Consider the following 12831-nt stretch of genomic DNA (forward strand, 5'->3'; position numbering starts at 1 on the left):
GGAGTTGCCGGCGATGAACGGCGTGCGGGTCATCGGGACCACCCCAGTGCTTCGAGACCGGGGAGCGACTTGCCCTCGAGGAACTCGAGGCTCGCACCACCGCCGGTCGAGATGTGTCCGAACCGGTCGTCCGAGAACCCGAGCGACCGGACGGCCGCCGCGGAGTCGCCACCGCCGACGACACCGAGGCCGTCGACCTCGGTCAACGCCTGCGCGACGGTCTTCGTGCCTGCTGCGAACGCCGGGAACTCGAACACGCCCATCGGACCGTTCCAGAACACGGTCTTCGAGCCGGACACCGCCGACGCGAAGCGCGCCGCGGTCTCCGGGCCGATGTCGAGGCCGATGCCGTCCGTGCCGAACGACGAGGACTCGATCGCGTCGGCGGCGACGGTCTCGTGGTCGGCGTCCGCAGCGAACCCGGAGGCCACCACGACGTCGGTCGGCAGGTCGATCGTCACGCCGAGCTCGTCCGCCTTGGCGAGGTACGCCCGGACGGTGTCGAGCTGGTCCTGCTCGAGGAGCGACTTCGCGACCCCGTGGCCCTGGGCCGCGAGGAACGTGAAGAGCATGCCGCCACCGATGCACAGCGTGTCGACCTGCGGGAGCAGGTGCTCGATGACACCGAGCTTGTCGCTGACCTTCGATCCGCCGAGCACGACCGTGTACGGCCGCTGCGGGTCCTTGGTCAACCGCTCGAGCACCGTCAGCTCGGACTCGATGAGCGAGCCGGCCGCGCTGGGCAGCGCTGCCGCGAGCTCGTACACGGAGGCCTGCTTGCGGTGCACGACGCCGAAGCCGTCCGACACGAACGCGTCACCGAGGGCGGCGATCCGCTCGGCGAACGCCGTGCGCGCCGACGCGTCCTTCGAGGTCTCCTCCGGGTTGAAGCGGAGGTTCTCGAGCAGCAGGACGTCGCCGTCCCCGAGGGCCTCGGCGGCCGCGGTCGCCTCGTCGCCGACGGTCTCGCCGACGAAGGTGACCTCCTTGCCGAGCAGTTCCGAGAGCCGCTGCGCCACGGGGGCGAGCGAGTACTCCTGCGCGGGCGTGCCGTCGGGACGACCGAGGTGCGAGATCACGATGACCCGCGCACCGGCGTTGACGAGCGTGTTGAGCGTGCCCAGCGACGCGCGCACGCGGCCGTCGTCGGTGATCGTGCCGTCCTTGAGCGGGACGTTCAGGTCACACCGGACGACGACGCGCTTGCCGGCGAGGTCGCCGAGGTCCTCGAGGGTGCGGAGGCTCATGCCGAGAGTCGCTCGCCCACGTACTCGGTCAGGTCGACGAGGCGGTTCGAGTAGCCCCACTCGTTGTCGTACCACGAGGTGATCTTGACGAGCTTGCCGATGACCTTGGTCAGGCCGGAGTCGTAGATCGACGAGTGCGGGTCCGTCGTGATGTCGGTCGACACCAGCGGGTCCTCGCTGTAGAGCAGGATGCCCTTGAGCGGGCCCTCGGCGGCCTCCTTGTAGGCGGCGTTGATCTCGTCGACGGTGACCTCGGACGACGTCTCGAGGGTGAGGTCGGTGATCGAACCGGTCGGCACCGGCACGCGGAGGGCGTAGCCGTCGAGCTTGCCGGCGAGCTCGGGCATGACGAGGCCGATGGCCTTCGCCGCACCGGTCGAGGTCGGGACGATGTTGAGCGCGGCGGCGCGGGCACGACGCGGGTCCTTGTGCGGGCCGTCCTGCAGGTTCTGGTCGGCGGTGTACGCGTGCACCGTCGTCATGAGGCCACGCTCGATGCCGAACTTGTCGTGGAAGACCTTGGCGAGCGGCGCGAGGCTGTTCGTGGTGCACGACGCGTTCGAGATGATGTTGTGGTTCTCGGGGTCGTACTGGTCCTCGTTCACGCCGAGGACGATGGTGACGTCGTCGCCGGTCGCCGGGGCCGAGATGATGACCTTCTTGGCGCCCGCGTCGATGTGCTTCTGCGCGTCGGCTGCCTTGGTGAAGAAGCCGGTCGACTCGATGACGATGTCGACGCCCAGCTCGCCCCACGGGAGGTTCGCAGGGTCGCGCTCCGCGAGGACCTTGATCGGCTTGCCGTCGACGACGATGCTGTCGCCGTCGAGCTCGACGGAGACGCCGAGACGACCCGTGATGGAGTCGAACTTCAGCAGGTTCGCGAGGGCCGCGTTGTCGGTGAGGTCGTTCACCGCCACGATCTCGAGGTCGGAGCCCTTGGCGAGGGCGGCCCGGAAGAAGTTACGGCCGATGCGGCCGAAGCCGTTGATGCCGATCTTGACGGTCAATGGATCTCCTGGTGGGTGTGGAGCGCCCCGGGGGCGCTGCTTTTCGGAGTCGTGCGGCCCTGCGGACCCACGTGTGGTGGACGATACGCCCCGTAACGTCGCCGTAACGACCCTAGCAGTCGGACACTGCGCGCCCGCGCCGGATGACGGTCCGTCCGGACGGTCCCGCCGACGGTGGTGGACGCTCCCCCGGACGGACGGACGGGAGGCGCGGTGCCAGCCGGCACCGCGCCTCCCGTCCGTCGTGGGGCCGGTCGGGGCTACGCCCCCTCGAGCTCCTCCGGCACGCTGGCCTCGGTCCCCGGCACGCCGGTGTCGACCGCCTTCTTGTCGGCCATCGCGAGCAGGCGGCGGATGCGGCCGGCGATCGCGTCCTTGGTCATCGGCGGCTCGGCGTGCTGACCGAGCTCGTCGAGCGAGGCGTCACGGTGCTGCAGCCGGAGCGACCCGGCGTACTTGAGGTGGTCCGGGACGTCGTCACCGAGGATCTCGAGCGCGCGCTCGACGCGGGCGCACGCGGCGACGGCGGCCTGCGCCGAGCGGCGGAGGTTGGCGTCGTCGAAGTTCACCAGACGGTTGGCGGTGGCGCGGACCTCGCGGCGCTGGCGCATCTCCTCCCACTCGGCGGTGGTGCGGGCGGCGCCCATGACGGTGAGCATCTGGCCGATCGCCTCGCCCTCGCGGATGACGACGCGGTGGACGCCGCGGACCTCGCGGCCCTTCGCGGCGATCCCGAGGCGCGAGGCGGCACCGACCAGTGCCATCGCCGCCTCGTTGCCCGGGCAGGTGACCTCGAGCGCGGCGGCGCGACCGGGGTCGGTCAGCGTGCCGGAGGCGAGGAACGCACCGCGCCAGATGGCGGCGAGGTCCTCGCGGTTGCCGGTCGTCAGACGGTTCGGCAGGCCACGCACCGGGCGACGGCGCGCGTCCATGAGCCCGGTCTGGCGGGCGAGCGTCTCCCCCGCCTCGAGCACGCGGACCAGGTAGCGGGTGCCGCGGCGGGAGGACGCGGACGACCCCACCGACGCCTCGCTCCGCACGCCGTACAGCTCCGCCAGGTCCTTGCGCACGCGGTGGACGATGATCCGGGTGTCGAGCTCGACCTCGACCGCGATCCTGCCCGAGATGACGTGCAGGCCGCCCGCGAACCGCAGGATGGTCGCGAGTTCGGCGGCGCGGACCGTGTTGCGGTTCACGACGACCCTGGCCAGTTCGTCCTTGACCTCGGCAGTCAACGGCACAGCATCATTCCTAACGTTTTCTCTGGTGGGGTCCGCGGGTCCGGCGCACGTGGGTGTGGAGCGGCCGGAGGAACGGTCACTCCCGGCCGAGATCTCGGTTCTTCACACGCACGGCGACGTCGGACATCCCGCGGAGGAGGTTCGCCAACTCGGCGACGACGGCGACCGAGCGGTGCTTGCCGCCGGTACAGCCGATGGCGATCGTAGCGTGTCTTTTGTTCTCGCGTTGGTATCCCGCCAGCACGGGCTCGAGCACGGCAGCGTACCGCTCGACGAACGAGCGGGCGCCCGGCTGCGACAGGACGTACTCCGAGACGGGGGCGTCGAGGCCGGTGTGCGGGCGGAGTTCCGGCACCCAGTAGGGGTTCGGGATGAACCGCACGTCCGCGACCATGTCGGCGTCGGCGGGCAGCCCGTACTTGAACCCGAAGCTCATGAGCGTGACCTGGACCCCGACGAAGTGGTCGTCGGCGAAGCGCTCCGTGACGGCGTTGGCGAGCTGGTGGATGTTCAGGTCCGAGGTGTCGATGACGACGTCGGAGGCCTCGCGCAGCCCGGACAGCCGCGAACGCTCGAGGCCGATGCCGTCGAGCAGCGTCCCGTCGCCCTGCAACGGGTGCGGCCGGCGGACCTGCTCGAAGCGGCGCACGAGCACGGCGTCCGTCGCCTCGAGGAAGAGCACCCGGACCCGGGCGGAGGTGCTGGCACGGACCTGCTCGACCGCCTGCTCCGGGTCGGTGAAGAACCGTCCGCCGCGGACGTCGACGACGGTCGCGATCTTCGGGATCTTCTCCCCGGCACGGTCCGCGAGCTCGGTGAGCGGGCCGAGCATCTGCGTCGGGAGGTTGTCGACCACGTACCAGCCGAGGTCCTCGAGCGCCTTGCCGACCGTGGAACGGCCGGCGCCGGACATGCCGGTGACGATGAGGATGTCGTGCTGCTGCGACGCGGACGTCGGGGTTGTTCGGTCGTCGCTCGTGTCGCTCATGTGTGGGAGGGCTCCGTCGTGGCGGCCCGGGCCACGGCCCGGGGAGGTCTCGGCTTCGGGTCTCGGCTGCGCGTCCAGGCTACCGTCCCGCGCTCGGAGCGGGGCCGGTCACCGTGGACGCGACGGGCCGTCGGCGGAGACGTCCGGGACGCGGACGGGGCCGACCGGCCGGGAGGCGCGGCTCGGCTCCTCCGCGGCGGCTGCTGCGGGCGCGTCCGGGTCCGTCGTCCGCTCCGGACCGGGGGTGCTGGCTGCGCGCCCGGCAGGGTCGGCGTCGCTCGCCTCCGGCACGCTTCCTCCGGGCGGGCTCCCCTCCGGCGCGCTGCGGGGCGTCTGCGCGAGCTTCGTGACGACCGCCGCCGCGGTGGCCGGCCCGACGCCGTTCACCTCGGCGATCTGCTCCGCCGTCGCCTCACGCAGGCGCGCGACCGACCCGAAGTGCTTCAGCAGGGCGTTCACCCGGGTCGGGCCGAGCCCGGGGATCTCCGACAGCTGCGACCGGACGTCGCGCTTCCGGCGGGTCCGCTGGTGCGTGATCGCGAACCGGTGCGCCTCGTCACGGATCCGCTGGATCAGGAAGAGCGCCTCGGAGTTGCGCGGCATGATCACCGGGAAGTCGTCGTCGGGCAACCACAGTTCCTCGAGGCGCTTCGCGATGCCCACCAGGGCGATGTCGTGCACGCCGGCCTCGTCCATCGCCCGCTTGGCCGCCTGGACCTGGGGCTGGCCGCCGTCGACGATGAGCAGCTGCGGACGGTACGCGAACCGCTTCGTCGGCTTCGTGCCCTCGACGACGTCCTCGCTCGTGGCGTCCGGGACGTCCGGCACCGCGGCGTCCTCGTCGAGGCGCGCCAGCCGTCGCGACAGCACCTGGTACATGCTGTCGGTGTCGTCGGTCGTCTCGGCGATCGTGTAGCGGCGGTACTGGTCCTTGCGCGGGAGCCCGTCCTCGAACACCACCATCGACGCCACCACGTTCGTGCCCTGCAGGTGGGAGATGTCGTAGCACTCCATCCGCAGGGGGGCCTCGGTCATGCCCAGGGCGTCCTGGATGTCGGCGAGGGCAGCCGACCGGGTCGTGTAGTCCGCGCTGCGCTTCGTCTTGTAGAGCATGAGCGCCTGCGCGGCGTTCTGGGCGGCCGTGCGCGCGAGGCCCGCCCGGTCGCCCCGCTGGGCCGTGCTGAGCTTCGTGCCGCGCCTGCCGCGCCGCTCGCTGAGCCACTGCTGCAGGGCCTCGGCGTCCTCGGGGAGTTCCGGCACGACGACCTCGCGCGGGACGTCGTCGCTCGTCGCGTACTGGCCCTGGACGATCTGTTCGACCAGGTCACCGGTGCTGATGTCGAGCTCCTTGTCGACCACCCACCCCCGGACACCGCGGATGCGCCCGCCGCGCACGGAGAACAGCTGCACGGCGGCGGCGAGCTCGTCCTCGGCCACACCGAACAGGTCGAGGTCGACCGAGTCACGGAGGACCACCGCCGACTTCTCGAGCACCGCTTCGAGGGCACCGACCTGGTCGCGGTACCGCGCCGCCTGCTCGTAGTCCATGGCGTCGGCGGCCGCGGCCATGCGCTGCCGCAGGGTCGTGATCACCCTGCGGTCGTAGCTGCCCATGAACCGGACGAACTCCTCGACGATCGCCCGGTGCTCGGCGATGGTGACCTTCTGCGAGCAGGGTCCACCGCACTTGCCGATCTGGCCCGGGAAGCACGGCTTGCCCGTCTGCATCGCCTTCTTGTAGGACGAGTCCGAGCAGGTGCGGATCGGGAACACCTTGATCATCAGGTCGATGGTGTCGTGCACCGCCCAGATCTTCGGGTAGGGCCCGAAGTACTTCGCGCCCTTGATCTTCCGGTTCCGCGTCACCATCACCCGCGGCGACTCCTCGCCCAGGGTGATCGCCATGTACGGGTACGACTTGTCGTCCCGGAACTTGACGTTGAACGGCGGGTCGAACTCCTTGATCCACGTGTACTCGAGCTGCAGTGCCTCGATCTCGGAGCCGACGGTGGTCCACTCGACGCTCCGGGCCGTGAGCACCATGCGTCGGGTGCGCTCGTGGAGGGTCGGCAGCGGTGCGAAGTAGTTGCTCAGGCGGGCGCGGAGGTTCTTCGCCTTGCCGACGTAGAGCACCCGACCGGCCTCGTCACGCCACCGGTAGACGCCTGGGTCGGTCGGGATCTCCCCCGCCTTCGGCCGCCAGGAGACGGTGTCCGCCACCTACCGAGCACCCGCCTTCTGCTTGCTCTGCTGCCCGCCCTGGTGCTTCTGCGTGGCCTGACGCGCACCGACCGCCTGCTCCTTGCCGACACGGGCGTCCTGCGCATCGAAGATCTCGCGCAGGAACACACCGGTGTGGCTCTCGGGGACGTCGGCCACGTGTTCCGGGGTGCCGACGGCCAGGACCGTACCGCCACCGGCGCCGCCCTCGGGTCCCATGTCGACCAGCCAGTCGGCGGACTTGATCACGTCGAGGTTGTGCTCGATCGTGATCACGGTGTTGCCCTTGTCGACCAGGCTCTGCAGCACGAGCAGCAGCTTCCGGACGTCCTCGAAGTGCAGGCCGGTCGTCGGCTCGTCGAGCACGTAGACCGTGCGGCCGTTCGAGCGGCGCTGGAGTTCCGTCGCGAGCTTGACGCGCTGGGCCTCGCCACCGGAGAGGGTCGTCGCGCTCTGCCCGAGGCGCACGTAGCCCAGGCCCACGTCGACGAGCGTCGCCATGTAGCGGTGGATCGCCGAGATCGGCTCGAAGAACTCGGCCGCCTCGCTGATCGGCATGTCGAGGACCTCGGAGATGTCCTTGCCCTTGTAGTGCACCTGCAGCGTCTCGCGGTTGTACCGCGCACCGCCGCAGACCTCGCACGCCACGTAGACGTCGGGCAGGAAGTTCATCTCGATCTTGATCGTGCCGTCACCCGAGCAGTTCTCGCAGCGGCCGCCCTTGACGTTGAAGCTGAAGCGACCGGGCTGGTAGCCGCGCGCCTTCGCCTCGGGCGTCTCGGCGAAGAGCTGCCGGATGCGGTCGAACACGCCGGTGTAGGTCGCCGGGTTGGACCGCGGGGTGCGGCCGATCGGCGCCTGGTCGACGTGCACGACCTTGTCGAGCTGGTCGAGGCCCTTCACGCGGGTGTGCTTGCCGGCGATGTGCCGTGCGCCGTTGAGCTGGTTCGCGAGCACCTTGTACAGGATGTCGTTGACCAGGGTCGACTTGCCGGAGCCGCTGACGCCGGTCACCGCGGTGAAGACACCGAGCGGGAAGTCGACGTCGACCTGCTTGAGGTTGTTCGCCCGGGCGCCCTGCACGCTGATGACGCGCTTCGGGTTGATCTTCCGTCGCTCGGCGGGCACCTCGATCGCGCGCCGACCTGCCAGGTAGTCACCGGTCACCGACTCGCGGTTCGCGATGATGCCCTCGTAGGAGCCGGAGTGCACGACCTTGCCGCCGTTCACGCCCGCGCCCGGTCCGATGTCGACGACCCAGTCCGCCGTGCGGATGGTGTCCTCGTCGTGCTCGACGACGATGAGGGTGTTGCCGAGGTCCTTGAGCTTGACGAGCGTGTCGATGAGCCGACGGTTGTCGCGCTGGTGCAGGCCGATGCTCGGCTCGTCGAGCACGTAGAGCACGCCCGTCAGGCCCGATCCGATCTGCGTCGCGAGCCGGATGCGCTGTGCCTCGCCGCCGGAGAGCCCGCCGGCTCCGCGTGCGAGGGTCAGGTAGTTCAGGCCGACCTCGAGCAGGAACTCGAGCCGCGCGCGAATCTCGCGGAGGACGGCGGCCGCGATGTGCGCCTCACGCTCGGTGAGCGTCAGCTCCTCCATGAAGCCGTACGCCTGGTCGAGCGACATGTCGGTCACGTCGGCGATGCTGCGACCGTCGACCGTCACGGCGAGGACCTCGGGCTTCAGGCGCGTGCCGTCGCAGACCGGGCAGGGGACCTCGCGCAGGTAGCCCTGGAAGCGCTGCCGCTGCGAGTCCGACTCGGCCTCGGCGAACTTGCGCTCGATGTAGGGCATGACGCCCTCGAACCCGCTCGTGTACCGCATCTCGCGGCCGAAACGGTTCTTCCACGACACGGAGACCTGGAAGTCCTTGCCGGTCAGGATCGCGGCCTGCACCGACGGGTCGAGCTGGTTCCACGGGGTGTCGAGGCCGAACCCGAGGTCCTTGCCGAGACCCGCGAGGAGCTTCTCGAAGTACGAGTACAGCCCGCTCGTGCCCGTCCAGGGCAGCAGGACGCCGTCACGCAGCGAGGCCTCGGGGTCGCCGAGCACCAGGTCGGGGTCGACCGACATGCGGGTACCGAGGCCCGAGCACTCGGGGCAGGCACCGAACGGTGCGTTGAACGAGAAGGTCCGCGGCTCGACCTCGGTGAGCGCGAGCGGGTGGTTGTTCGGGCAGGACAGGTTCTCGGAGTAGGTCCGGACCGCGCCGGGCCCCTCGTGGTCGACGAGGTCGATCGCCACGGTGCCGTTCGTCAACCGCAGGGCGGTCTCGAGCGAGTCGGTGAGGCGGCCGAGGATGTCGTCGCTCGCCACGAGACGGTCGACGATCACCGAGATGTCGTGCTTGACCTGCTTCTTGAGCTTGGGCGGGTCGCTCAGCTGGATGCGCTCACCGTCGACGATCGCACGGGCGTACCCCGAGGCCGCGAGCTCCTGGAAGAGGTCGACGAACTCGCCCTTCTTCTTGGAGACGACCGGCGCGAGGACCTGGAAGCGCGTGCCGGTCTCGAACTCCATGAGCTGGTCCGCGATCTGCTGCACGCTCTGCTTGCTGATCACCTCGCCGCAGACGGGGCAGTGCGGGACACCGATGCGCGCCCAGAGCAGACGCATGTAGTCGTAGACCTCGGTGATGGTGCCCACGGTCGACCGCGGGTTCCGGTTCGTCGACTTCTGGTCGATCGAGACCGCCGGCGACAGGCCCTCGATGAAGTCGACGTCGGGCCGGTCCACCTGGCCGAGGAACTGCCGGGCGTAGGCCGACAGCGACTCCACGTAGCGCCGTTGGCCCTCGGCGAAGATCGTGTCGAACGCGAGCGAGGACTTGCCCGACCCGGACAGCCCGGTGAACACGACGAGCGAGTCCCGAGGGATCTCGAGGTCGACGTCGCGGAGGTTGTGCACGCGAGCGCCCCGGACGCTGAGCGTCGAGGTGCTGTGCGGCGCCGTCCCGCCGGGGATGTGGAGGTCTGCAGGCTCGCCGAAGGCGTTCCGGCCCGGGGTCGCGGTTCCGCGGTCAGAGGTGATGGTCATCGCAGACGATTCTACGAAGCGGGACCGACATCCGTCCGGGCGTGGCGGTCTAGCCGAGTGCGTCGAGAGCGAACGCGACGCCGGTCGCCTGTTCGCTCGCCGTCCAGAGGCGCGCAGCGACGGTGCGGTCGTGGGCACGCGGGCGCGCCGGGACGAGGGCCGGACGACCGGCGAACTGGAGCGGACCGGCCGGCCCCCAGTACTCCCCCGAGCGCACGGCCTCACCGACGGCGGCGTGCACGAGTGGCCACGCCCCGGCGTCCTTGCCCTGCGCCACCCAGCCCGAGCCCGCTCGCATCCACGCCGGTTCGGACCGCGTCGGTGCGACGTCCGGTCGGGGCGGGGCGGCGGCGTCGAGTGCCAGCCCGGGGTGCGCGACGACGCTGCGCACCCGCGAGCCGGCGTCGCCGAGCCGCTGCGCGAGCTCGAAGCCGAACAGCATCACCGCGAGCTTGCTCCTGGCGTACTGGCGGTGGCCCTCGTAGCGGCCGACCGCGAGCGGATCCGTCCGGTCGAGCGTCGTGAAGCGGTGCGCGATGGAGCCGAGGTGCACCACACGCCCCGCGTCCTGGTCGAGGGCCGGCAGCGCCAGCGCCGTCCAGGCGAAGTGTCCGAGGTGGTTCGTGCCGACCTGCAGTTCGAAGCCCTGCGCGGTGCGCTGCGGGCGAGCCGATCCGACCACGCCGGCGTTGTTGAGCAGGGCGTGCACGGGGCCGAGCTCCCGGAGCCGCACGGCCGCGGCACGCACGCTGTCGAGGTCGGCCAGGTCGAGGTGCAGGTGCACGAGTGCGGCGTCGTCGACGTGCTTCCGGATGCTCCGCTCGGCGGCGGCGGCACGCTCGGGGTTCCGCGTGGCGAGCACCACCCGGTGGCCCTGTGCCGCGAGCTGCTCGGCTGCGTGGTAGCCCAGGCCGGCGCTGGCACCCGTGACGACGACCGTCCGCCGCGCGGTCCCGGAGGTGTCAGCGGACATGCCCGGCGGACTCCATCTGTCGCAGCGCCTTCTTCAGGTCCTGCACCTCGTCGCGGAGCCGTGCCGCCAGCTCGAACTTCAGCTCGGCCGCGGCCTGCAGCATCTGGTCGTTGAGGTCGGCGATCGTCGCCTCGAGCTGGGTCGCGCCCTCTCCCGCGATGCCCTCGCGACGCAGGTTCGGCGTGGGCGACCGGCGGCCGTCGGAACCCGGGCGACCCTCGAGCAGCGCCTTGGTGTCGTCGCTCTCGCGCTGCAGCACCTCGGTGATGTCGGCGATCTTCTTGCGGAGGGGCTGCGGGTCGATGCCGTGCTCGAGGTTGTAGGCGACCTGCTTCTCGCGGCGCCGATCGGTCTCGTCGATCGCCTGGCGCATGGAGTCGGTGATCTTGTCGGCGTACATGAGCACCTGGCCCGACACGTTGCGGGCGGCACGGCCGATCGTCTGGATGAGGGATGTCGACGACCGCAGGAACCCTTCCTTGTCGGCGTCGAGGATCGCCACGAGGGACACCTCGGGCAGGTCGAGGCCCTCGCGCAGCAGGTTGATGCCGACGAGCACGTCGTACACGCCCTGGCGCAGCTCCGTCAGCAGTTCGACACGCTTCAGGGTGTCGACGTCGGAGTGCAGGTACCGCACGCGAACGCCGGCGTTGCCGAGGAAGTCCGTGAGTTCCTCGGCCATCCGCTTGGTCAGGGTCGTGACGAGCACGCGCTCGTCACGCTCGACGCGCAGCTTGATCTCCTCGAGCAGGTCGTCGATCTGGCCGTCGCTCGGCTTCACGACGATCTCGGGGTCGACCAGACCCGTCGGACGGATGATCTGCTCGACGACGCTGTCGGTGACGCCGAGTTCGTACTTGCCCGGGGTCGCCGACAGGTAGACCTTCTGCCCGACGCGCTCGAGGAACTCCTCCCACGTCAACGGTCGGTTGTCGAGCGCGCTCGGCAGGCGGAACCCGTGCTCCACGAGCGTGCGCTTGCGGGAGGCGTCACCCTCGTACATCGCGCCGATCTGCGGCACGGTCACGTGCGACTCGTCGATCACGATGAGGAAGTCGTCCGGGAAGTAGTCGATGAGGCAGTGCGGCGCCTCGCCCGCATCGCGCCCGTCCATGTGGCGCGAGTAGTTCTCGATGCCGGAGCAGAAGCCGATCTGCTCCATCATCTCGATGTCGAAGGTCGTGCGCATGCGGAGCCGCTGGGCCTCGAGCAGCTTGCCCTGGCCCTCGAGCTCGGCGAGTCGGTCGGCCAGCTCGTCCTTGATCCGCTCGATCGCCCGGTGCATGACGTCGGTGTCTGCGACGTAGTGCGACGCCGGGAAGATCGAGACACCGGGCAGGTCCGCGATGACGTTGCCGGTCAGCGGGTGCAGCGAGGTGAGCGCCTCGATCTCGTCACCGAACATCTCGATGCGGATCGCGTGCTCTTCGTACATCGGGATGATCTCGATGGTGTCGCCGCGGACGCGGAAGGTGCCGCGGGCGAAGTCGACGTCGTTGCGCTGGTACTGCATGCCGACGAACTTGCGCACGAGCTGGTCGCGGGAGATCGTCTGGCCGACGTGGAGCGCGATCGACGCGTTCATGTACTGCTCGGGCGTGCCGAGGCCGTAGATGCAGGACACGGTCGACACCACCACGACGTCGCGCCGGCTGAGCAGCGAGTTCGTCGTCGAGTGCCGGAGCCGCTCGACCTCCGCGTTGACCGACGAGTCCTTCTCGATGAAGGTGTCCGTCTGCGGGACGTACGCCTCGGGCTGGTAGTAGTCGTAGTACGAGACGAAGTACTCGACCGCGTTGTTCGGCAGGAGCCCGCGGAACTCGTTCGCCAGCTGCGCGGCCAGGGTCTTGTTGTGCGCGAGCACGAGCGTCGGCCGCTGGACCTGCTCGATCAGCCAGGCGGTGGTCGCCGACTTGCCGGTACCGGTCGCGCCGAGCAGCACGACGTCGGTCTCACCCGCGTTGATCCGACCGGCGAGCTCGGCGATCGCCGCCGGCTGGTCACCGCTCGGCGAGTACTCGCTGATCACCTCGAAGGGACGGATCGCCCGGGTGGGCTGGATCGACACTGCCATGGGTACAACGGTAGTCGCGCCCCCTGACACCCGACGGCCCTGATC

8 protein-coding genes are annotated in these 12831 nt (G+C 70.1%); all 8 read right to left on the minus strand.

What is annotated here, in order from left to right; all coding sequences use genetic code 11:
• Window positions 1-29: 29 nt before the first annotated feature.
• Window positions 30-1247, minus strand: coding sequence for a phosphoglycerate kinase (locus tag NI26_RS08480; protein ID WP_066654427.1), 1218 nt, complete (start codon window positions 1245-1247; stop codon window positions 30-32).
• The gene (gene gap / locus NI26_RS08485) at window positions 1244-2254 is read right to left on the minus strand and encodes a type I glyceraldehyde-3-phosphate dehydrogenase (protein WP_058749583.1); all 1011 of its coding nucleotides are present in this window, start codon (window positions 2252-2254) and stop codon (window positions 1244-1246) included. Before gap ends, NI26_RS08480 begins: the two co-directional genes overlap by 4 nt.
• Window positions 2255-2514: 260 nt before the next feature.
• Window positions 2515-3495 (minus strand): DNA-binding protein WhiA, encoded by a 981-nt coding sequence (whiA, locus tag NI26_RS08490; RefSeq protein WP_066654429.1) that lies wholly within the window; start codon window positions 3493-3495, stop codon window positions 2515-2517.
• A 76-nt stretch (window positions 3496-3571) separates the two neighbouring features.
• The gene (gene rapZ / locus NI26_RS08495) at window positions 3572-4483 is read right to left on the minus strand and encodes an RNase adapter RapZ (protein ID WP_066654437.1); all 912 of its coding nucleotides are present in this window, start codon (window positions 4481-4483) and stop codon (window positions 3572-3574) included.
• Window positions 4484-4591: 108 nt separating this feature from the next.
• Window positions 4592-6703, minus strand: a complete 2112-nt coding sequence (gene uvrC / locus NI26_RS08500) for an excinuclease ABC subunit UvrC (protein WP_066654439.1) — start codon at window positions 6701-6703, stop codon at window positions 4592-4594.
• Window positions 6704-9739: an excinuclease ABC subunit UvrA gene (uvrA, locus tag NI26_RS08505; RefSeq protein WP_235426332.1), complete on the minus strand. Its 3036-nt coding sequence runs from the start codon at window positions 9737-9739 to the stop codon at window positions 6704-6706.
• Between the two features lie 49 nt (window positions 9740-9788).
• Window positions 9789-10712, minus strand: coding sequence for an SDR family NAD(P)-dependent oxidoreductase (locus NI26_RS08510; RefSeq protein WP_066654448.1), 924 nt, complete (start codon window positions 10710-10712; stop codon window positions 9789-9791).
• Entirely contained in the window at window positions 10702-12774 is a 2073-nt protein-coding gene (uvrB, locus tag NI26_RS08515) for an excinuclease ABC subunit UvrB (protein WP_066658265.1), read from the minus strand. The genes NI26_RS08510 and uvrB overlap by 11 nt, the downstream gene beginning before the upstream one ends.
• Window positions 12775-12831: the final 57 nt, after the last annotated feature.

It is taken from the genome of Curtobacterium sp. MR_MD2014 (assembly GCF_000772085.1).
In the GTDB taxonomy this organism is placed as follows: domain Bacteria; phylum Actinomycetota; class Actinomycetes; order Actinomycetales; family Microbacteriaceae; genus Curtobacterium.

Bases quoted from the DNA above. Each gene is read 5' to 3' on its own strand.
- NI26_RS08510 (WP_066654448.1), bottom strand. From the start codon at position 10,712: ATGTCCGCTGACACCTCCGGGACCGCGCGGCGGACGGTCGTCGTCACG.
- NI26_RS08480 (WP_066654427.1), bottom strand. From the start codon at position 1,247: ATGAGCCTCCGCACCCTCGAGGACCTCGGCGACCTCGCCGGCAAGCGC.
- uvrA (WP_235426332.1), bottom strand. From the start codon at position 9,739: ATGACCATCACCTCTGACCGCGGAACCGCGACCCCGGGCCGGAACGCC.
- rapZ (WP_066654437.1), bottom strand. From the start codon at position 4,483: ATGAGCGACACGAGCGACGACCGAACAACCCCGACGTCCGCGTCGCAG.